The sequence below is a fragment of the Pseudoruegeria sp. SK021 genome, assembly GCF_002119405.1.
Lineage (GTDB): Bacteria > Pseudomonadota > Alphaproteobacteria > Rhodobacterales > Rhodobacteraceae > Meridianimarinicoccus.
Map to the genome: position 1 here is coordinate 112,170 of NZ_MTBG01000003.1, position 21,324 is coordinate 133,493.

Here is a 21,324-nt window from a genome sequence, read left to right on the forward strand (position 1 = left end):
GTCATAGCCGACCTCGGGGTTGGGCTGCAAGGGCAAACCAGCAGCGAACACCCGCAAAAATCTAGCTTTTCGAATTTGCCATCACGGTATCATGTGAACCGTTGCGAACCCGGTGAATCACGCCCTGCCCGTCTGGCAGTGCCGCGAGGTCATCCAAGCCCAAGCCCATTGCCCGCGTCCGCAACACGCGAGAGGTGATGCCGTGGGTGAACACCACGCAGGGGCCCTCTAGACGGTCCAGAAAGCCCCCCACCCGGTCCCAGAGCGCGGGAAACGTCTCGCCCCCCGGTGCGCGCGCATAGAAGTCCAGAAGCGGCTCATCCGCGACGGGTGCCGGCCAGCGCCCGGCGATCTCGGCCCGGTCCAAGCCGGTCCAATCACCGACGTCGATCTCGCGCAGCGACGGATCCGGCACCGCGACAAGGCCGACGGCGGACAGGGCGATCTCGGCGGTGAGACGCGCCCGGGGCTGAGGGCTGGAAAACGCGCGGTGCGAGGTTTGGGAGACCTCAAGCGCGCGCAGAAGATCGCCAAGGATCGCCGCCTGCGTCCGGCCGGCTTGGGTCAAAGGCGAATCAAGAGTGCCTTGCATACGGCCCCGGCGGTTCCACTCGGTCTCACCGTGACGGATGACCAGAAGTTCGGGAAAGATGGCAGCCACAATCATGTCTCCATCACGGCCAACCTCGGCATCTGGGTCGGAAGGGCCGTGCATGAGGGGGGAAATGGTGGGTGATAAGGGATTTGAACCCCTGACATCTTCGATGTGAACGAAGCGCTCTACCACTGAGCTAATCACCCTTGGCCGCGGGTTCTAACTTTGCCCTTGCCGGTCTGCAACCCCCGAATGTGGCGATGCGCGGTCAAAGTGGTGCTGACCGGCCTTCGCATCACCGGCCATTGTGTGGGCCTACGACGACGGCGGCTAGATTTGCGGCCTGCCCGTCGCCGGAATGGTCGAATGGCCGTGCGGCTGGGGTGCACGATCACTGCGGGCGCTGTCCGCAGCATTACGGGACTTGTCCGAATAGGCGGTGCTTGCGGGATTTTGCCCAATCAGACCTAAACGAAAAGGCCCGCGCAAATGGCGGGCCTTTCCAAAGTTGTGAAGATCGCGCGGCGATCAGTGCGCGCGCACGCCTTCGCTGCCGCTGCGGGCCTCAATAGCGGCCTGTGCCGCGGCGTCTTCGGCTTCCTGATCCCATTCGATGGGTTCCGGCATCCGCACCAGCGCGTGGGCCAGAACGTCCCGGACGTGATGCACCGGAATGATGGTCAGGCCGGATTTCACGTTGTCCGGAATCTCAGGCAGGTCTTTTTCGTTCTCCTGCGGGATCAACACCGTGGTGATACCACCACGCAGGGCTGCCAGCAGTTTCTCTTTCAACCCGCCGATCCCCAGAACGTTGCCGCGCAGGGTGACCTCACCGGTCATGGCGATGTCCTTGCGCACAGGGATCTGTGTCAGCACCGACACGATCGACGTGACCATCCCCACCCCGGCAGATGGACCATCCTTGGGCGTCGCGCCTTCGGGCACGTGCACGTGGATGTCGATCTTGTCGAACACCGTCGGCTTGACCCCGACAGAGGGCGCAATCGAGCGGACGAAACTGGATGCCGCGTCGATCGATTCCTTCATCACATCGCCCAACGTACCGGTGGTCTTCATCCGGCCCTTGCCCGGCAGGCGCAGCGCCTCAATGGACAACAGATCGCCGCCCACTTGCGTCCACGCCAGTCCTGTCACGACACCGACCTGATCTTCGACCTCTGCCAAGCCATAGCGATACCGCTTGGCCCCCAGCATGTCTTCCAGCACCTCGGGCGTGACGACCACCTTATCGGCCTCTTTGCGCACGATCCGCGTCACCGCCTTCCGGGCCAGCTTTGCGATCTCACGCTCAAGGTTCCGCACCCCGGCTTCGCGGGTATAGACGCGGATGATGGCAGTCAGCGCCTCGTCCGTGACTTCAAATTCCGCAGCCTTCAAGCCGTGATTCTTGGTCACTTTATCGATCAGGTGCTGACGCGCGATTTCACGCTTTTCGTCTTCGGTGTAGCCAGAGAGCGGGATAATCTCCATCCGGTCCAGCAGCGGGCCGGGCATGTTATAGCTGTTGGCCGTGGTCAGGAACATCACGTTCGACAGGTCATACTCGACCTCAAGATAGTGATCGACAAAGCTGCCGTTCTGTTCCGGATCCAACACCTCAAGCATCGCCGACGCCGGATCGCCCCGGAAATCCTGACCCATCTTGTCAATCTCATCAAGCAGGATCAGCGGGTTGGTGGTCTTGGCCTTTTTCAACGCCTGAATGATCTTGCCGGGCATGGAGCCGATATAAGTTCGACGGTGGCCACGGATCTCGGATTCGTCGCGCACGCCGCCAAGGCTGATGCGGATGAACTCCCGCCCCGTTGCCCGCGCAACCGATTTGCCAAGCGAGGTCTTGCCGACACCCGGAGGGCCCACAAGGCACATGATCGGGCCTTTCAGGGCCTTGGACCGCTGCTGCACCGCCAGATACTCGACAATGCGCTCCTTGACCTTGACCAGACCATAGTGATCGTCGTCCAGCACCTTTTGTGCGGCGTTCAGGTCTTTCTTGACCCGACTGCGGGTGCCCCACGGGATCGCCAGCATCCAGTCCAGATAATTGCGCACCACGGTGGCTTCGGCCGACATCGGGCTCATGTTCTTGAGCTTTTTCAATTCGGCATCGGCCTTTTCACGGGCTTCCTTCGACAGCTTGGTGGCAATGATCCGGGCTTCCAGTTCGGCCACTTCGTTCTGGCCGTCTTCGCCGTCGCCCAGTTCCTTCTGGATCGCCTTCATCTGTTCGTTCAGATAATACTCGCGCTGGGTCCGCTCCATCTGCGATTTCACGCGGGTCTTGATCTGCTTTTCGACCTGCAGCACCGACATTTCACCTTGGATCAGGCCATAGACCTTCTCCAGACGCTCAGCCACGTTCAGCGTCTCCAAAAGCTTCTGCTTCTGGTCGACGTCAATGCCCAGATGGCCCGACACCAAATCCACCAGTTTGCCGGGCTCATGGGTCTCGGCAATCGCACTCAGGGCTTCGTCGGGAATGTTCTTGCGCACTTTGGCATAGCGTTCGAATTCCGTTCCGACGGTGCGCAACAGCGCCTCGACCGTATCGGCATCGCCCATTTCTTCGTCCAGCTCGACGGCGCGAGCCTCGAAGAAATCGGGGTTTTCAATGTATTCCGCAATCGCCACGCGCTGCCGGCCCTCGACCAGCACCTTCACGGTGCCATCGGGCAGTTTCAGCAGTTGCAGGACATTGGCCAAAACACCGATCTTATAGATGCCATCGGAGGTCGGATCATCAACGCCCGGATCGATCTGGCTGGACAGCAGGATCTGCTTGTCATCGGCCATCACTTCTTCCAGCGCCTTGACGGATTTTTCCCGGCCCACGAACAGCGGCACGATCATGTGGGGAAAGACCACAATATCGCGCAGCGGCAAGACGGGGTAGGATGCGTTGAGTTGCTCTTGCATGCTCTTTTCCTCATTGGCGAAGGACCCGGGCCCCGACAGCGGCGACCATCGGCCCTTCCCTGTTACATCGTCCTTAAAGTGGGACAAACCCGCGCCGCTTTCAACTGCTTGTCATTGGGACAGCGCCTTGGGTCTGCAATAGATGTATCTCGATTTCCAAATTCGCAAGGGGGCATCACCATGCTGTGCGTGGCCACCCCCGTGCACAAATTAAAGCGGCTCCAGATCACCCTGGGCACGCAGCGCGTTGAATTCACGCTGAAACTCAGTGAACGTTCCGGCTGCGATCGCGGCGCGGATGTCGGACATCAACTCCTGATAGTAATGCAGGTTATGCCACGTCAACAGCATTGAGCTGATGATTTCTTGCGCACGAAACACATGATGCAGATAGGCGCGGGAATATCCGGTACAAGCCGGACAGGTGCACTGGTCATCAATCGGGCGTGGATCGTTCTGATGACGGGCATTCTTGATGTTCACCACGCCGCGCCGGGTAAAGAGTTGCCCGGTCCGGCCCGACCGAGACGGCAGAACACAGTCAAACATATCGATGCCACGGGCCACAGCCCCGACGATATCGTCGGGCTTGCCCACGCCCATCAGATAGCGCGGCTTGTCTTCGGGCAGCATGCCGGGGGCGTAATCGAGCACCTTGAACATGATCTCCTGCCCTTCGCCCACCGCCAGACCGCCAACAGCATAGCCGTCGAAGTCGATGGCGCGCAGAGCTTCGGCACTTTCACCGCGCAGGTCTTCGATGTCGCCACCTTGCTGGATGCCGAACAGCGCGTGGCCCGGGCGATCGCCAAAGGCGTCCCGCGACCGCTGCGCCCACCGCATCGACAGACGCATACTTTCGGCAATCCGATCCCGGTCAGCGGGCAATGCCGGACATTCGTCAAAGCACATGACGATATCAGACCCCAACAGCTTTTGGATCTGCATGCTGGTCTCGGGCGAGAGCATGTGTTTGGAGCCGTCGATATGGCTGCGGAAGGTGACGCCTTCTTCGGTCAGCTTGCGCAAGTCGGCCAAGCTCATCACTTGGAAGCCGCCGCTATCGGTCAGGATCGGCCGATCCCAGTTCATAAAGCGGTGCAACCCGCCCAAAGCGTTGATCCGCTCGGCGGTTGGGCGCAGCATCAGGTGATACGTGTTGCCCAAAAGGATGTCGGCGCCGGTGGCGCGGACGGATCCGGGCAACATTGCCTTGACCGTGGCCGCGGTGCCGACGGGCATGAATGCAGGGGTCCGAATATCCCCGCGTGGCGTCCGCAAGGTGCCGGTCCGGGCCCGGCCTTCGGTGGCATGAAGCTGAAAGTTTATATTTCGGGTCATTGGCACTGTTGTCATTGGCTTGGGGAGGCGTGATAGGCTGTCCGGCGGCAGAACGCCACGAGAAAACAACCGAGGGCCTGATATGACTGATGCGGACACGTCCGGGGATTTCCGTCTGGGATGGGAAGAATGGGTCAGTCTTCCCGACCTTGGCCTTCCCACCCTGAAGGCCAAAGTTGATACCGGCGCGCGGACCTCGGCGCTGCATGCCTTTGATATTGAACCTTTTGGCCCGCCAAGCCGCCCCCGTGTGCGGTTTGGCATCCACCCGATCCCGGGGCAAGACGACGTCTCGGTCCATTGCTTGGCCAATGTCATCGACCGGCGCGAAGTCACGTCATCCAATGGCGAGACAGAATGGCGCTATGTCATCCGCACCACGATTTCTGTCGGCGGACGGCGTTGGCCGATTGACGTCACCCTAACCGATCGCGGCTCCATGGCTTATCGAATGTTGCTGGGGCGGCAGGCACTGGGCGAGGATATTGTCGTCACGCCGATGTCAAGTTTCTGCCAACCTGAGCTGAATTACGATGTCTACCAATCCGCCCTGCTGACGTCAGAAGCCCCGAAGCGCACACTTAGGATCGCGATCCTTGGCCGTGACACCAAAAGCGCAACCATCACCCGCCTGATCGCCGAGGGCGAAACGCGCGGTCACGTGGTCGAAGTCATTGACGCCGCCCGCTGTTATATGGCCATCACGCCGAACGCGCAGGAGGTCTATTGCGACGGCAAGCGATTGCCCCGCTATGACGCGGTGATCCCGCGTGCTGGCGTTGGGAATGCCCCCTATAGCGGCGCGGTCATCCGGCAATTCGAAGCCATGGGCACCTATTGCATGAACCCAGCCCACGGCATTGCCGCTTGCCGGGACAAACTGCACGCGCATCAGGTGCTTGCGCGCAATCAGATCGGGATGCCGGTGACCGCCTTTGCCGCGTCACCCAAGGACACCGCCAATCTGATGGGCTTGGTGGGCAGTGCGCCGCTGATCGTCAAGCTGCTGGACAGCAGCCATGGCAAAGGCGTCGTGTTGGCCGAAACCCGCAAAGCCGCGGAATCGGTGGTCGAGGCCTTTCGCGGGCTGCACGCCAATTTCCTGCTGCAACCCTATATGAAAGACAGCGCGGGCGAAGATATCCGGTGTCTGGTGATCGGCGGCCGGGTGGTCACCTCGATCCGCCGAATCGCCGGGTCCGGCGAATTTCGCGCCGATCAGGGCGAGGGCAGCCGGGCGGAACGCGTCAAGATCAGCCGCGACGAACGCCGGGCCGCCACCCGGGCCGCCAAGGCGTTCCGCCTCAATCTGGCCACGGTCGATTTGCTGCGCACCCAAGACGGCCCCAAAGTCATCGAGGTGAACCCCGGTCCGGCCTTGCAAGTTCTGGAAACCGTCAGCGGCCTGAATTTGGCGTCCATGGTCTTTGACGAGATCGAAAAGCGGGTGCGTCCCAGCCCGTCGCGACGCCTTGGCAAAGTCCGGGGCTGATCACCAAAAGGCAGGCCCCCTAGACGCGCGGCCCGCCACGGCCTATATTCCTGTGTGAAACAGTAAGGGATTTCTCATGTCCGCCATGGATGCCGCCGCCCCGATGGAGGGGACGCCGCTGATCAAGCCGTCAACCACCGATCACCCGCTCTATGAGCAGGTCGTCGAGGCCTGCCGCAGCGTCTATGACCCAGAGATTCCGGTCAATATCTATGATCTGGGTCTGGTCTATACCATCGAAATCAATGCCGAGGCAGAGGTCGAGGTGATTATGACCCTGACCGCCCCCGGCTGCCCGGTTGCTGGTGAAATGCCCGGATGGGTGGCGGATGCGATCGAACCGTTGCCCGGCGTGAAGACCGTCAATGTTGCCATGACCTTTGAGCCAACCTGGGGCATGGACATGATGTCTGATGAAGCCCGGCTTGAACTTGGGTTCATGTAATCCCTGCTGACAGCACCGATTGGACCCAGAGGGTGTCCGTCGGGCTTTATTCCCCCGGCACCCCAGTTCTTTCCCATTCGTGATCGGCGCTAGCACCCAGATCGGGCCGATGGTGCAGATCTTAACCGCCGATCACCCGCGTGATGCGGACAGCCGCGCCAAAGGGCTAGCACTGGACCGGCCGATCGCCATTGGCGCGAATGTCTGGATCGGCGGCGGCGCGTTGCTTCTGCCCGAGGTCTCGGTGGGCGACGACGCGATCATCGGGACCGGGGCCGTTGTCACCCGAGATGTCGCCCCCGCAACCACCGTTGCCGAAAACCCGGCCCGACCAATATCCCCTGCCCCCTTGTGAGACACAGGGTTCAGTTCTATTTTAGACCTATAACTAACCCTTGGAGACCACGATGTTCGGCATTCCCGGAAAACAGGCCGTGACCCTGACCCCCTCTGCCGCAAGCCAGATCACAAAGCTGATGCGTCGCGACGGGACCGAAGGTTTGCGGATCGGCGTCAAAAAGGGCGGCTGCGCTGGCATGGAATACACCATGGATTATGTCGCCGAAGTCAATCCGATGGACGAAGTCATCGAACAAGATGGCGCACGGGTGATGATCGCGCCAATGGCGCAGATGTTTTTGTTCGGGACCGAGATCGACTATCAAAGCTCTTTGCTGGAAGCCGGATTCAAGTTCCGCAACCCGAATGTCGTGGATGCGTGCGGCTGCGGCGAGTCGATCAAATTTGACGACGCCCTGACAGCAGGTACCGCCGCGCCCTCTGGAAAATAACCCACCCCCGCGACGGTGGCCGGGACGAACCGCGCCGCACCGCCTTGCGGTGCGCGGGCGAAGGCGATCTAAGGGCCGGGACACATCAACATGACATTCAGGAGGTCCCATGCGCGGAAAACTGGCAGCCGGAAATTGGAAAATGAACGGCGTTGCCGCATCGCTGGCCGAGGTTGAAAGCCTTGTCCTGTCGATGGGCCGCCCGACTTGCGAGGTCCTGCTCTGCCCACCGGCGACCTTGATCCATCGCATGTCGGTTGTGGCAAGCGGCAACATCAAGATCGGTGGCCAAGATTGCCATGCCAAGACCACCGGCGCCCATACCGGCGATCTGTCGGCGGCGATGCTGGCCGATGCCGGCGCGTCCTATGTGATCGTCGGCCATTCAGAGCGGCGTCAGGATCACGGCGAAACCGATGCCGTCGTGCAGTCCAAAGCGTCCGCTGCGATCACCGAAGGCCTTGTCGCGGTGATCTGCGTCGGGGAAACCTTGGAAGACCGCGAAGCGGAGCGGACCTTGGATGTCATCGCCGCGCAATTGGACGGCTCGGTGCCGGATACCGCCACGGCGGCAACGGTCGTCGTCGCCTATGAACCGGTATGGGCGATCGGGTCGGGCCTGACCCCGACACTGGAACAAATCGGCGAGGTTCACGATTTCATCCGCACCAATTTGAACGCCCGCCTCGGCACCACCGAAGGCGATGCAATCCGGCTGCTTTATGGTGGGTCAGTCAAGCCGGGCAACGCTGCCGAGATTTTTGCCGTGTCGAATGTAGACGGCGCTTTGGTGGGCGGTGCCTCTCTGAAGGCCGCAGATTTCGGTCCTATCGTCGACGCGTTGTCGAACGCCTAAGGACACGGCCCACATGACCGGTCAGGCGACCCTTCTGAGCGCCGCCTGACCCGCGGCCTTTGGGCCAGCATCGCCACCACGCGCCCGCCCCCGTCAGGCGGTTGGGGGTTTCCGCTTAATGCGGAACCCACGCAATCCTTGCGTCCATGCGCGAATAATTGCGGACAATTCGCCCTGCCTGCGCTAAGCTTGAAAAAAATCGAGCGGGCAAATCATCGTGTTTAAAAAATCTTTTCTCGCCATTTGTTTGGCGGCATTAACGGCGTGCGGCGGCGGGTCTCGCAATTCGGATACTGTCTCGGTGACAGGGCGGGCCAACCCGTCCGGAGCACTGGTGTTCGGCGATGACAAACCCCATTCGTGGGACGGGCACACCCCTGCACATTATGACGTTCACGGCATCGACGTCTCGCGCTGGCAAGGCCATGTTGATTGGCCAAGCGTCCGCAGATCTGGGATCAGTTTCGCGTTCATCAAGGCCACGGAAGGCGGCGATTTCGTCGATCCGATGTTCGACGCCAACTGGGACGGTGCGCGTCAGGCGGGCCTGCCACGCGGGGCATACCATTACTATTACTTCTGCCGCAGCGCACTGGAACAAGCGCAGTGGTTCATCGCCAATGTGCCACGGGATTCCCAAGCTTTGCCGCCCGTATTGGATTTGGAATGGACGCCGCACTCTAAGACCTGCACCTACCGTCCCGACGGCGCAACCATCCGGCGCGAAGCCAAGATATTCCTGGAAATTCTGCAAAGCCATTACGGCAAGCGACCGGTGATTTATACCTCGGTCGACTTTTACCACGAGACTGGGATTGGGCAATTGCGCGGCGAGAATTTCTGGCTGCGCTCGGTCGCGGGACATCCGGCGCAGGTCTATCCGGGTGCCGATTGGACCTTCTGGCAATATACCGGAACCGGACGCGTTCCGGGTGTGCAAGGGCGCGTGGACATCAACACGTTCATCGGTTCGCGCGCGCAGTTTGCCGCTTGGAAGTAACGCCTGCGGGATGATCCCAAAGAAAAGCCTGCCGCCGAAAATCGGCGGCAGGCGAGATATCAGTCCGAGAGTACGGAACACTACCGCTCCCCAAACGCCGTCAAGCTGATGGGTGGGAGATGACCCAGATCACAGCCGCGAGGCGACGTTTTCCCAGTTGACCAACTTGTTCAGGAAGTTCGTCAGGTAAGCCGGACGCTTGTTGCGGAAGTCGATGTAATAGGAATGTTCCCACACATCACAGCCCAGCAACGCGGTCTGACCAAAGCACAGCGGGTTGACGCCGTTTTCAGTCTTGGTGATCTTCAGGCTGCCATCGGCATCCTTGACCAGCCACGCCCAGCCCGAGCCGAACTGACCGGCACCCGCTGCCGAAAAGGCGGTTTTGAAATCATCGACCGAGCCGAAATTCTCAACCAAAGCGGCTTCCAGTTCGGACGGGATCGCCGTTTCGCTTGGACCCATCATTTCCCAGAATTGGTTGTGGTTCCAAAGCTGGCTGATGTTGTTGAAGATCCCCGATTGCGCCACAGCGGACGGATCGTAGGTTCCGGTGATGATCTCTTCAAGCGATTTACCGTCCCACTCGGTGCCGGAGATCAGCTTGTTGCCGTTGTCGACATAGGCCTTGTGGTGCAGATCGTGGTGATATTCCAAGGTCTCGCGCGACATGCCAAGATCGGCGAGCGCGTCAAGGGAATAGGGAAGATCGGGAAGTTCGAATGCCATCATGGCCTCCTTTGAGGGAAATCATTCGCGTAAGGGTTACTTGACCCCCGCCACTCTGGACGTCAACCCCGGGCAGCCCAGAAGGTTCCGAAGCGGGCCTCTACCGATGCTGGAAGTACTGTCCCTTCGCCGACGGGCGCAAGGGGCACCCCCCCACTCAAACCCACTGCATTCAGGGCTTTTGCCCAGAGCGGCAAGGCACTATGTCTGCCGGCATGACATTCTGGATTCTCGCACTTCTGTTGGCCGGGCTTGTAACCGCGCTTTTGATTCTGGTTCTGATCCGCAATCGCGGGACACAGCGATCACGGTCGGACTTTGACCTTGCCGTGTACCGCGCTCAGTTGGATGGGGTGGACCGAGATCTTGCGCGCGGTATCGTGACTGACGAGGCCGCCACCCGCACCCGCACCGAGATCGCCCGCCGGATTTTGAACGCGGATCAAACGGCAGAGCCGGTTATCACGTCACAGGCCCCTGCCACAGCAACCCGCATTGCGATCGGGATCGTCGCGGCGGTGCTGATCTTGGGAACTTGGGCGCTGTATCGCCAGCTGGGCGCGCCGGGTTACGGCGATCTGCCACTGGCCGCCCGACTTGAGGCCAGCCAGGCCTTGTATGCGACGCGTCCCAATCAAGCGGAAGCCGAACGTCAGGCGGCCAATTTGATGCCCCCCCCGGCCGCGCCGGATCCGCAATTTGCGGAACTGATGACGCAATTGCGCACGGCCTTGCAGGATCGCCCCGACGACACGCGCGGCCTGACCCTGCTCGCCCGCAATGAAGCGGCTTTGGGCAATTACGCCGCCGCAGGCGCCGCCCAAACCCGCCTTGTCGCCCTTTTGGGCGACACCGCACAAGCCAATGACTTTGCCGATCTGGCAGACTTGCTGATCTTGGCGGCAGGGGGCTACGTATCGCCAGAAGCGGAATCTGCCTTGGCCCAAGCGTTGGAACGCGATCCCAACAATGGCCCCGCCCGATACTATTCCGGGTTGATGTTTGCCCAGACTGACCGGCCTGACTTGGCGTTTCAGATCTGGAGCCGCCTTTTGAACTCCAGCACTACGGATGAACCTTGGCTCCCCGCCATTCGCGACCAGATTGCCGACATCGCCGCCCGCGCCGGGATCCGCTATTCTTTGCCGGATCAGGCCGCCATCGCCGGTCTGGCCGGTCCCAGTGCCGCTGATATCGACGCTGCCGCTGACATGGCCCCGGAAGACCGCATGGCAATGATCCAATCAATGGTCACGGGGCTGTCAGACCGACTTGCCACCCAAGGCGGCAGTCCAGAAGAATGGGCCCGGCTCATTGGCGCCCTTGGGGTGTTGGGCGAAACCGACAATGCCCGCGACATCTGGCTGGAGGCCCGCGGCGTGTTCGCCGGCAATGACGCCGCGCTAACAACGCTGGCCGCAGCCGCCGCACAAGCAGGATTGCAGGAATGATCCTTGATGATTTTGACGCATTCGCAGCGGCGTTGCCGCCGATGCAGGCGATTGCAGGTCTGGATTTTGGCACAAAAACCATCGGAGTCGCGGTGTCGGACCGGTTGCTGTCGGTGGCCAGCCCTTTAGAGACCGTGCGCCGAACCAAGTTCACCAAAGACGCTGACGCCCTGCTGGCGATCTGCGCCCACCGTGAGATCGGCGGCTTAATCCTTGGATTGCCGCGCAACATGGACGGCAGTGAAGGCCCCCGCTGCCAATCCACCCGCGCCTTTGCCCGCAACCTAGAGCGGCTCATCCCGCTGCCCATCGGCTTTTGGGACGAACGCCTGTCCACCGTCGCCGCCGAGCGCGCCCTGCTTGAGGCCGACACCTCGCGGAAGCGTCGCGGCGAAGTCATCGATCACGTCGCAGCCAGTTTCATCTTGCAGGGGGCACTGGACCGTCTTGGCCATATGCGGCGGGCCAAATGACCCGTTCCAACGCTGCCGACCGCCCGAAAATGGCCTCGCCCTGCATCTCCATCTGCGCCATCCATCCGGTCACACGGATGTGCACAGGCTGCAAACGCAGCCGCGAGGAAATCGCCCTTTGGACCCGCTATTCCGACGAGGAACGTGCCGCCATCATGCGGGCTCTGCCTGACCGGACGATCTAGGCTGATCCTCGGCGGCGCTCGCGTTGTCGGCAAAAACCTCTGCGGCGGCGGCGACCAAGGCCAGCGCATCCTCGATCACCTCGGGGCCCGCGCCGGCCTGTGACGGCGCCAGCGACAAGTGGCGCCGCCACGCCCGCGCGCCCGCACGTCCGGCAAACAGCCCCATCATGTGGCGCGTCACCGAATGGACGCGGCCACCGTCCGACAGGTGCTGCTCTAGATAGGGGATCATCTGGCGGGCAACGGTCTCTGGCGTAGGTCCCTGCGCACCGCCGAAGATACGGGCATCAGCCTGTTGCAAGATATCGGTGGGCGTATGATAGGCCGCGCGGCCAATCATCACCCCATCCAACCCGGCCACTAGGAACGCTTCCGCCTGAGACAGATCGGCAATGCCACCATTGACCGACAGGTGCAGATGCGGAAACGCCTGCTTCATCGCCAGAACGAGCGCATAATCGAGCGGCGGCACATCTCTGTTCTCCTTGGGGCTGAGCCCTTGAAGCCACGCCATCCGCGCATGCACAGCGACCCGGCGCACCCCGGCTGCGCTGATCGTCTCAAGGAACCTTGGCAACACCTCGGACGGCGTTTGATCGTCAACGCCAATGCGGCATTTGACGGTCACCTCAACCGAAACCGCGTCTTGCATGGCCGCGACGCAGGCCGCGACCAAGTCGGGTTGCTTCATCAGTACCGCGCCGAAACACCCCGACTGTACCCGGTCCGACGGACAGCCGACATTCAAGTTGATCTCGGGATACCCAGCGGCCTCGGCCATGCGCGCGGCGCTGGCAAGCTGCACCGGGTCCGAGCCGCCAAGCTGCACCGCAACCGGCTGCTCCGCAGGATCAAACTCCAGCAAATGCACCGCGCCGCCCTGAACCAAGGCGGGGGCGGTGATCATCTCAGTATACAGCAGCGCGTGCTGGGAAAACTGCCGGTGCAGATACCGGCAATGCCGATCCGTCCAATCCATCATCGGGGCGACGGACAGCCGCGAGGCCAAGGCTAAATTCTGTGTCATCGACGTCACGGTCCCTTCGCGGTTTGACCGCTTCTTCGGTGCCAAATAGCAGGTTTGAGGCTGGGATTCACCCCCCGCATCAGCCCGCCACCCGGACCAAGGCTGGTGCCGGATGTTGATCTGGCCCGACCTAACCACTTCAGCGGCTTTCGGCCAGATCAGAACGGGCTGAAAACGCCTGTGACCCGGCGTCCCGGATGCAGACGGATCGAACATTGTGAGGGCAAACCCGCGCGCCGGGCCACCGCACCACACCGCAGAGCGCCACGTTTAAGGACCGCTCTGCGGTAGCAAACGGGCGGCTCTACACCGGTCGCCGCCCCTATCCCCCTTGCGCCCTTAGTGGGGCGCCGTGGAGACACCGAACTGACGGGCGAAGTCCTGAACCATGGGATCATCCGGAAGGATGGTCAGGGCGTCGCGCACAGCCGCTTGGCCTGCTTCCTCGCCATCCAGCGCCGCACTCAACCGGATCACCATGCTCCATGCATCTGTCCGCTGCGGATCAAGCGCGACCACTTGGCGAAACGCGCCCAGCGCGGCGGGATAATCCCGCGAGGTCAAGGCAATGCCGCCCAGAACCAGATGGGTTTCGGGAAAGTCCAACCGGGTCGACAAGGTGGCCTGCCATTCGGCCATCACCCGGGCCCGGTCTGCCTCCATCGCGCGCGGCAAACGCGCAATCGGCAGTCCCAACATGCCCCGCAGGGCAGCAAAGCGCACCGACTGCGACGGATCATTCAGCAGCGGCGCCAGCCTGAGCACCGAATCTTGCGGGCTTGCCCCTCGTTGAAGCGGCGCTGCCGCCGACCGGACGAGCGGGCTGTCATCGGTTAGCAGATCGGCCATTGCCTCGGCGGTTGCGGGGTCAGAGGCCCCTTCCATCAGGTAAAGCGCCGTCGACCGAACCAGATCGGCCAGTTCGGTATCCTGTGCGAGCACCTCTAGATCAGACCGGGCATAGGCCGGGTTCTGACGCGCGCGGGCAAACACGGTCCCGAACTGAAAGCCTCGATGCGTCGATTGCGGATACCAGCCTGCAATCGCGTCAGCAGCCCAGTCCGGGGTACGATCTTGATGACAAGCGGTGCAGGCATCCGGTGCGCCAGTTACGGCATCTAAGTCCGGACGCGGGATGCGGAAACTGTGATCTGCCCGCAGATCGATCCCCATATAGGCCTGTTCCGCCATGTGGCAGTTCTTGCATTCTGCACCGGCGCTGCCGACCTCATGAAAGTGATGCTCTGGCGTGTCGAATTCTTGCAATGGCAGCGTCGGAAAATCCGGGTTGCCCGCCGGGGAATGGCATTGGGTGCACACAGCATTGCCTTCGGCCACAAGCTGGGCGCTGTGCGGGTCATGGCAATTCGTGCAGGTGACGCCTTCGGCATACATCTTCGACTGAAGGAAAGAGCCGTAGACATACACCTCGTCCTGAATTTGCCCGTCCGCATGATACAGGTTCGGCGTCAGCAACGACAACCGATAGGCGTCGTGATAGGGCGTTCCGGGAACCGGGTTGCCGTCGCCATAGGCCTCGCGGCGCGAATGGCATCCGGCGCATTGTTGCCCCCATGCCTCGCCATCCGCATCAGGGACCATCGTCAGGCCATAGGTGGCATGATCGGCCTCCATCGGCGATTGACTTGTGGCCCACGCGATATGGTCAGATCCGGGCCCATGGCACGCCTCGCAACCTACCCCGATTTCGGCCTGCACCGACGCATAGCTTTGGCTGGGGAAATCAAAATTCTTCTCAAACCCGGTCGCATGACATTCGGCGCAACGGCCATTCCAGTTCTTGTACGGCCCGGTCCAGTGCAACCCATCGTTCGGCGGCAAAATCTGATCGGGGTAAAGGTTGTACCATTCCTGCGCGTCGGCATCCCACACCACATCAAAACTTTGCAGTTTTCCGGGCTCTGTTTCGAACAGAAACTGTTGCAACGGGGCAATGCCGACGACCGAATGGACGTCATACGTGGACATCGACCCATCCGTCTCGGTGACCTGCGCGTGATAGCCCCCGGCATCCTGAGAAAAGGCGACGGACATGCCGGAACCGGAAAAACTGGTGCCATCGAAATCAGCAACCACCGTCTCCGGGCTTGGCAGGGTCCATGCCAATTGATGATGCGACCCGTTCCACGCCTCAACCTCATCAATATGGCAATCGGCACATTGCCCGGAACCAACATAGGACGGAGCGTCCTGTGCGAGGGCCGGTGCGGCACCACAGAACAGGCTGAAAGCGATCAGGATACGGCGAATCAAGAAGGGCAACTCCCAGAAAAGACAGACAAGGTCAGGGCCAGCGCCCAGAATTGATTCAATCCTAGCGCAGTTGGCTAATCAGGCACACCACCTATCCTCGGCAGAAGACAGGAACAGGCGGACCGGCATTCATTGGTCATGGAAGTTATTTCTGCCTGCTTTGCAGGCACATTCAAGACCTGTGCTGCAGGCGAAGCTTCGCGCCGAAATTCGGGCGGTGATGGCTCCCCCGCGCGGGCGCGACCTCGGCGAGGGCACAATGTCGGGTGGACCTTGGTCTGCACGAAGGACATACAAACGCCATGGCAGTCGGACATTCAGAATCGAGGGTAGCATGACCACAGTTGCAGTACTTGGCGGCGGCATGGTGGGCGTTTGTTGTGCCTTGGAACTGCAACGGCGCGGCATGACCGTCACGCTGATCGATCGCCGCGAGCCGGGCCAAGAAACCTCCTATGGCAACTCAGGTGTGCTTGCGCGCTCGTCACTGATGCCGATGAACAATCCCGGCCTGTGGAAGGCCCTGCCCAAGCTGCTGTCCAACCGCACCACGTCCCTGCGCTATCACCTGCCCTTTTTGCTGAAAAACATCCGCTGGACCGCCGGATTTCTGGCGCGTGCCCGTGGGCGAGCCTTTCAAGAGACCACGACGGCGCTGGATGCCCTGATCCGCCTGTCCATAGATGAGCATCTCAGCTTGATGGCGCAGGCGGGCGCTTTGCCCCGGTTGCGCGACAATGGCTGGCTCATGCTGTACCGGTCCGAGGCAGGGTTCGACGCGGCTGCAATGGGGCGCGCCTGCTATGCGTCCTATGGGGTCCGGTCCGAAATTTTGGATCCGGGCGCATTGGCAGAGATGGAGCCAAGCCTATCCCCGATCTTTCACCGGGCGCTCTGGATCAAGGATGCCCATTCGGTCGACAATCCCTCCGCCCTTGTCGCGGCCTATGCGCAGTTATTCGCGGATCGTGGCGGTGTGATCCGCCGCTCCGACCTGCGCGACGTGATCCCGGACGGGTCCGGCTGGTCGGTCACCGATACAGACGGGTCCCGGCATCAGACTGACCGGGTGGTGGTCGCGCTGGGGCCTTGGGCCCCCGAATTCATGAGCCGCATCGGCATCCACGTCCCGATGGGGTTCGAACGCGGCTATCACATGCATTACGGCGCCGAAGGCAACGCAACCTTGGCCCGGCCGATCTATGACACTGCTGGCGGTTACGTCCTGTCGCCGATGGAACAGGGTTTGCGCCTGACCACTGGGGTTGAATTGACCGACCGTGACGCCCCGCGGAATCTGTCGCAACTGACCAGTGCCACCAGCGCGGCACGACAAGCCTTTCCGCTGGGCGCGGCCTTGGACCCGGCCCCGTGGATGGGACGGCGTCCCACCCTGCCCGACAGCCGCCCAATCATCGGCGAAGCCCCGGGGCGCAGCGGACTTTGGCTGGCATTCGGCCATCAGCATATCGGCTTCAGCACTGGACCGGGGACCGCCAGCATCTTGGCCGATCTGATGACCGAGGCCGCGCCTGCAATCGATCCGGCACCGTTCCGGCCCGGCCGCTTCTTGCATTAACTGGCCCCCCGGCCACCGCGGCGGATGCGCGGGGCGTTGGGTTGCCCCCCGCGCAACCGATGCCCCTCACCCCCCGGCGTGGTCCGCGAGAAGCGACTTGAGCCGCCGCCACAAGAGCCCGCCGATCACCACGGCCACCAGAACCGCTGCGATCATTGCGCCGCCACTGGCAATCAGATCCATCGCGGCTTCCAACTGGCCCGAGACCAGATAGCCGATCCCGACATAAGCCCCGACCCAGATCAAGGCACCCATCGCCGCCGCGAGTGTGAAGCGCACCCGACGCATCTGCGCCCCCCCGGCAACAAAGCTGACATAGGGGCCCACCGGACTGAGAATGGTCCGGCTCAGAAACACACCAAGCCCGCCCCATTGCGCGATCAGGCCTTCGGCCCGGGCGAACGGCCGTGACCGCGCTGTGCTGAGGGCGGCAAACCGGGCGCTACCGGTGCGCCCCAACTGAAACATGAACTGATCCCCGACCAACGTGGCGGTGATCCCGGCGGCAAAGACCTGCCAAAGCTGCAAGTCGCCGCTGGCGGCAAAAGCGCCGGCCGAGGCCAGCAGCGCCGAGGTCGGCAACGGGGCTGCAAGGCAACTGAAAAAGATCGTAGTGACCAGCAGCCACAACCCATAGGCGGGGACCAACCCCAACAGCGTTTCGGTCATGGGGCGACCTCTCGGTAAGCGGCTATTGCAGCACGGACTTCGGCACGGATCACTTGCACCGGCACGCCACGCGCCTGCGCGAGGTCACTCAGTGTGACGATCCTACCTTCCGGTCCCGTCAGGCCCAGCGCCGTCAGCATCACGTCTTTGGGCAGATCATAGGACAGGGCGACGTAGCGGGCGGTCATCCAGCCCGCAATCGGCTGATCTTGGTGCCGAGGATCGGCAAAGAAGATCAGCACTGGCACGATGCGGAGGGCGAAGTATACCGCCGCAAGCAAAGCCACGGCGAAGGCACCGGTCAACAGCGGGTGCGTGCGGGCCAGAACCCGCAAAGCGGCCCACAGCGTCATTCGCGCGTCCCCCCCTGCATGGCCGCAGGCACAGCCACCCTTTCGGGGACGATGACCCGTTCCGATCCTGCGACCGCCCAAGGCAGAATACCGTCGAAACCATCCTGAACACCGCCGACCCGCCCCATGGCGATGCGGCACATCGAATGGCCGAACAACGGCCCGATCCTGTTGCGGACGGGCTGGGGTGATCTAAGACTGAGCATCATCAATTTCCGTGACTTCCCTCGTTTAACGACGGCCACTGGAAATTCCGTCGCGGTCAGATCTGAGATAGTGCCTTGAAATACGTCTGCCAGCTTTGGTGTGGACGCCCGGCTGCGCGATTGTAGTCGCTTGGGTTATTCAGCGCGCCGACCCGGATGCCGTGATAAATTCCGGCAATGACGGTCCCGATAAAATCCCCCAGTTCGGCAATCCGATCAGCCTTGTATGCCTCGACCGACATGGGACGATAGACAAGGGGCGTACCAAACGCTCGGGTCAGATGGGCCGCAAGGTCGGCCTGCGTCAGCCCTTCGCCGTGCAAATTGTAGGTCTGACCGTGATGCGCCGACCCAAGCAGCATTTCGGCGTAAGCGTGTGCCAGTTCCGAGCGGGTGGTGTAGCCGCACATGCCGCTCCCGGCGCAGTTGACGATTTCGCCGCTCGCCTTGTAGCGGTCGATATAGTCCACATCCGGTTCGATATAGATGCCATTGCGGCCAATCACCCAATTCAGTTCGCTCGCGCGGATATCGGCCTCGGTTTGGCGATTGCTTTGGATGACCGGTGAAAAGCCGGTGCCGGTCTCGGCCCCTTGAACGCTGGTATAGACAATCTTTTTCACCCCGGCGCTGATCGCCGCCGCGATGACATTGCGATGTTGCTGGATGCGCCGGTCAGGGGCCTCCATGCCAGACACCAAAAGCAAAGTCTCGACACCCGCCAGCGCGGCCGCCAACTGCTCGGGTTGCTCATAATCCGCCGGGCGTACTTCTATCCCAAGGCCAAGGGCTTTTTCCGGCGTCCGGGCCAGACCGACAAGCGGCCCGGCATTGGGCTTGGCCTGAAGGGTGCGGATGATGGCGGCGCCAAGCTGCCCTGAAACTGCGGTGACTGCGATCGTCATGAAACGTCCCTTGTTGTGGCCTGACCGATATGCACGCAGCACATGCTCAGTTCTCAGATGATCCTACCCTATCCCAGCATCGGCGCAATTCTGGCCTCGATCGCGGCCACCACCCGGGCGACCGTTTCGGGATTGGACGCATCGGCATGGGGCCGCGCAAATTGACCGGAATCATTGTCGTAATACCGCCCCGTCGCCGTGGAAAACTCCGGCGACAGCGCCGCCCGGTGCAGGATGTCGGCCCCGATGGCGATGTCATTGCCAGCAAGACCATAGCCGATCCGCACCATATTCGTCGCCAATAACGACCCCGGATTGACCGCCACCGTGACCGGGCCCGCCTGCCCCAGTTCCACCGCCAAAGCCTGGCTCCATATGGTCAGCGCCAGCTTGCTTTGCGCATAGGCCGCCCCGGCATCCAGATGCCGCGCCCCGGCCATTGCCGCCAGATCGACCGAAGCTTGCGCCGCCGACGACAAATGCACGATCCGACCTGCCTGTGTCAGGATCGGCAAAAGCATCCGGGTCAACAACGCCGGGGCCAGCGTATTGACCACAAAGCGTACATCCTGCCCATCCGGCGCAATCGGATGCGCGGCTTTGAACACACCGGCATTGTTGATCAGCACGTCCAGATTGTCATGGGCATCACGAACCGCCCGGCCAAGGCTGGCGACCTCGGCCAGATCCGATAGATCAGCGCAGAACGTCTCAACCGGGCCAGAACCGAAGACAGCGCGTAACACGTCGGCGGTGGCAGCAAGCTTGGCGGCATTCCGACCGTGGATCAGCAGGTGGTGCCCTTCGGCTGCGAAAACCTGCGCCGTCGCCAAGCCGATGCCGTCGGTTGCACCGGTGATCAGAATGGTCTTGGACATGAAATTTCCCTTACGTGGTGACAATTGGCCGTCAGGTTATTCGGGACAGCCGCCCGGGCCTACCGGGCGGCTGCGAGGGTCAAAAGCCGCTCAGAACCTGCTTGCCGATCACCCGTCCACTTTCTTGACGCGAATGGGCCGCAAGCAGGGTCTCGACACTCATTTGGCCCACCCGTTCAGTCACGGTCGATCGCAGTGTTCCGGCATCCAGCATCGCAGAGACCCGGTTCAACAGATCGCGCTGCACCGCCATATCCGCGGTGGCAAACATCGAGCGGGTGAACATGAATTCCCAGCTCAGCGTCAGCGCCTTGAACTTGGCCGGGCCAATATCCAGCCCCTGTGGATCGTCGATCAGGGCGATATGGCCGCGCGGCGCAATCAGGTCAAGGATCGCCGGATAGTGCTGCTCGGTTCCGGTCAACGAGGCCACGTATTCCGGGGCCAGCCCCAAATCCTTGACCTGCTGGGCCACGTCGCCGCGATGATCGACAATGTGATCGGCCCCCATTTCCCGCACCCAATCCCGGGTCTCGGGACGCGACGCGGTGGCAATGACGGTCAGCTTCGTCAACGTCTTAGCAAGCTGGATCAAGATCGACCCGACGCCGCCCGCGCCGCCAATCACCAGCAGGGATTTTCCCGCGCCATCGCCCTCGGTCAGGCGAAAGGCATCGAACAGCATTTCCCACGCGGTGATCGCGGTCAGCGGCATCCCGGCGGCGTCGGTGAAGTCCAGCGATGTCGGCTTGCGGCCGACGATGCGTTCGTCCACGGCCTGAAACTCGGCGTTGGAACCGGGGCGGGTGACGTCGCCCGCGTAAAAGACCGCATCGCCAACCTGATAGGCGGTCACGTCGGACCCAACCTCAACCACGATGCCCGCTGCGTCGAAACCCAGGATATCTGGCCCCTCAGCGGGTGCCCGGCTCTCGCGCAGCTTGACGTCCACTGGATTAAGCGAAACGCCTTTGACCGCGACCAGCAGATCGCGCGGGCCGATCTGCGGCGTTGCGACCTCAAACTGTCCCAGTGCGTCCGGGGCATCCACCGGACCGGCGGCTACATATCCAATTGCTTTCATCTTTCGTCTCCATCGCAGATGTGGGGTATTTCCTCCAAGATACCTATTGATGCA

21 protein-coding genes, 1 tRNA gene and 1 pseudogene are annotated in these 21,324 nt (G+C 61.8%); 10 read left to right on the plus strand and 13 right to left on the minus strand.

All coding sequences use genetic code 11. The features are described 5' to 3' along the window. Positions 1–61: 61 nt before the first annotated feature. The 4 genes from BV911_RS04165 to tgt form a co-directional block, all read right to left on the minus strand. Complete coding sequence (locus BV911_RS04165; RefSeq protein ID WP_086052332.1) at positions 62–667, minus strand: histidine phosphatase family protein; 606 nt, start codon at positions 665–667, stop codon at positions 62–64. A gap of 59 nt (positions 668–726) precedes the next feature. Then, a tRNA-Val gene (locus tag BV911_RS04170) sits at positions 727–801 on the minus strand. Positions 802–1,123: 322 nt separating this feature from the next. Next, the gene (gene lon, locus BV911_RS04175) at positions 1,124–3,532 is read right to left on the minus strand and encodes an endopeptidase La (RefSeq protein WP_086052333.1); all 2,409 of its coding nucleotides are present in this window, start codon (positions 3,530–3,532) and stop codon (positions 1,124–1,126) included. A 210-nt stretch (positions 3,533–3,742) separates the two neighbouring features. Then, a complete protein-coding gene (gene tgt / locus BV911_RS04180; RefSeq protein WP_086052334.1) occupies positions 3,743–4,873 on the minus strand; it encodes a tRNA guanosine(34) transglycosylase Tgt in 1,131 nt (376 codons plus the stop codon). 82 nt (positions 4,874–4,955) lie between these two features. Here tgt and BV911_RS04185 point away from each other — a divergent pair, with 82 nt between their 5' ends. From BV911_RS04185 to BV911_RS04210, 6 genes and pseudogenes are all read left to right on the plus strand, one after another. Beyond that, on the plus strand, positions 4,956–6,365 hold the full coding sequence (locus tag BV911_RS04185; protein ID WP_086052335.1) for a RimK family alpha-L-glutamate ligase: 1,410 nt from the start codon (positions 4,956–4,958) through the stop codon (positions 6,363–6,365). 76 nt (positions 6,366–6,441) lie between these two features. Then, on the plus strand, positions 6,442–6,810 hold the full coding sequence (locus tag BV911_RS04190) for an SUF system Fe-S cluster assembly protein (RefSeq protein ID WP_371587843.1): 369 nt from the start codon (positions 6,442–6,444) through the stop codon (positions 6,808–6,810). An 82-nt stretch (positions 6,811–6,892) separates the two neighbouring features. Further along, positions 6,893–7,165: pseudogene (locus BV911_RS20315) on the plus strand (sugar O-acetyltransferase); the annotation flags it as partial. 52 nt (positions 7,166–7,217) lie between these two features. Continuing rightward, positions 7,218–7,601, plus strand: coding sequence for an iron-sulfur cluster assembly accessory protein (locus BV911_RS04200; RefSeq protein ID WP_086052388.1), 384 nt, complete (start codon positions 7,218–7,220; stop codon positions 7,599–7,601). A gap of 109 nt (positions 7,602–7,710) precedes the next feature. Then, positions 7,711–8,457 (plus strand): triose-phosphate isomerase, encoded by a 747-nt coding sequence (tpiA, locus tag BV911_RS04205; RefSeq protein WP_086052337.1) that lies wholly within the window; start codon positions 7,711–7,713, stop codon positions 8,455–8,457. Between the two features lie 217 nt (positions 8,458–8,674). After that, positions 8,675–9,457, plus strand: coding sequence for a GH25 family lysozyme (locus BV911_RS04210; RefSeq protein WP_086052338.1), 783 nt, complete (start codon positions 8,675–8,677; stop codon positions 9,455–9,457). Between the two features lie 129 nt (positions 9,458–9,586). Here the strand turns inward: BV911_RS04210 and BV911_RS04215 are convergent, their stop codons facing one another. After that, positions 9,587–10,186 carry a superoxide dismutase gene (locus BV911_RS04215; RefSeq protein ID WP_086052339.1) on the minus strand — a complete coding sequence of 200 codons (600 nt, stop codon included), beginning with the start codon at positions 10,184–10,186 and terminating at the stop codon, positions 9,587–9,589. Between the two features lie 215 nt (positions 10,187–10,401). Here BV911_RS04215 and ccmI point away from each other — a divergent pair, with 215 nt between their 5' ends. From ccmI to BV911_RS04230, 3 genes are read left to right on the plus strand one after another with little or no spacing between them, the layout of a single operon-like run. Next, complete coding sequence (ccmI, locus tag BV911_RS04220; protein WP_086052389.1) at positions 10,402–11,637, plus strand: c-type cytochrome biogenesis protein CcmI; 1,236 nt, start codon at positions 10,402–10,404, stop codon at positions 11,635–11,637. Then, positions 11,634–12,110 (plus strand): Holliday junction resolvase RuvX, encoded by a 477-nt coding sequence (ruvX, locus tag BV911_RS04225; RefSeq protein WP_086052340.1) that lies wholly within the window; start codon positions 11,634–11,636, stop codon positions 12,108–12,110. Before ccmI ends, ruvX begins: the two co-directional genes overlap by 4 nt. Next, positions 12,107–12,295, plus strand: a complete 189-nt coding sequence (locus tag BV911_RS04230; RefSeq protein ID WP_086052341.1) for a DUF1289 domain-containing protein — start codon at positions 12,107–12,109, stop codon at positions 12,293–12,295. Before ruvX ends, BV911_RS04230 begins: the two co-directional genes overlap by 4 nt. On the opposite strand, the gene dusA is transcribed toward BV911_RS04230, so the two are convergent. Then, on the minus strand, positions 12,264–13,322 hold the full coding sequence (gene dusA, locus BV911_RS04235) for a tRNA dihydrouridine(20/20a) synthase DusA (RefSeq protein WP_086052342.1): 1,059 nt from the start codon (positions 13,320–13,322) through the stop codon (positions 12,264–12,266). The genes BV911_RS04230 and dusA overlap by 32 nt on opposite strands. Before the next feature lie 339 nt (positions 13,323–13,661). Further along, positions 13,662–15,596, minus strand: a complete 1,935-nt coding sequence (locus tag BV911_RS04240) for a multiheme c-type cytochrome (RefSeq protein ID WP_240512138.1) — start codon at positions 15,594–15,596, stop codon at positions 13,662–13,664. A 334-nt stretch (positions 15,597–15,930) separates the two neighbouring features. Between BV911_RS04240 and BV911_RS04245 the strand changes: the two genes are divergently transcribed. Next, positions 15,931–17,175, plus strand: a complete 1,245-nt coding sequence (locus BV911_RS04245) for an FAD-binding oxidoreductase (RefSeq protein ID WP_086052343.1) — start codon at positions 15,931–15,933, stop codon at positions 17,173–17,175. 66 nt (positions 17,176–17,241) lie between these two features. Here the strand turns inward: BV911_RS04245 and BV911_RS04250 are convergent, their stop codons facing one another. The 6 genes from BV911_RS04250 to BV911_RS04270 form a co-directional block, all read right to left on the minus strand. After that, on the minus strand, positions 17,242–17,844 hold the full coding sequence (locus BV911_RS04250; protein ID WP_086052344.1) for a DedA family protein: 603 nt from the start codon (positions 17,842–17,844) through the stop codon (positions 17,242–17,244). Then, entirely contained in the window at positions 17,841–18,197 is a 357-nt protein-coding gene (locus BV911_RS04255; RefSeq protein ID WP_086052345.1) for a hypothetical protein, read from the minus strand. The genes BV911_RS04250 and BV911_RS04255 overlap by 4 nt, the downstream gene beginning before the upstream one ends. Next, complete coding sequence (locus BV911_RS19110) at positions 18,194–18,406, minus strand: hypothetical protein (RefSeq protein ID WP_205963791.1); 213 nt, start codon at positions 18,404–18,406, stop codon at positions 18,194–18,196. The genes BV911_RS04255 and BV911_RS19110 overlap by 4 nt, the downstream gene beginning before the upstream one ends. Positions 18,407–18,459: 53 nt before the next feature. After that, complete coding sequence (locus tag BV911_RS04260; protein WP_086052346.1) at positions 18,460–19,308, minus strand: SDR family oxidoreductase; 849 nt, start codon at positions 19,306–19,308, stop codon at positions 18,460–18,462. A 68-nt stretch (positions 19,309–19,376) separates the two neighbouring features. Beyond that, the gene (locus BV911_RS04265) at positions 19,377–20,186 is read right to left on the minus strand and encodes an SDR family NAD(P)-dependent oxidoreductase (RefSeq protein ID WP_086052347.1); all 810 of its coding nucleotides are present in this window, start codon (positions 20,184–20,186) and stop codon (positions 19,377–19,379) included. Positions 20,187–20,265: 79 nt separating this feature from the next. Continuing rightward, the gene (locus BV911_RS04270) at positions 20,266–21,270 is read right to left on the minus strand and encodes a zinc-binding alcohol dehydrogenase family protein (protein WP_086052348.1); all 1,005 of its coding nucleotides are present in this window, start codon (positions 21,268–21,270) and stop codon (positions 20,266–20,268) included. Between the last annotated feature and the right edge of the window lie 54 nt (positions 21,271–21,324).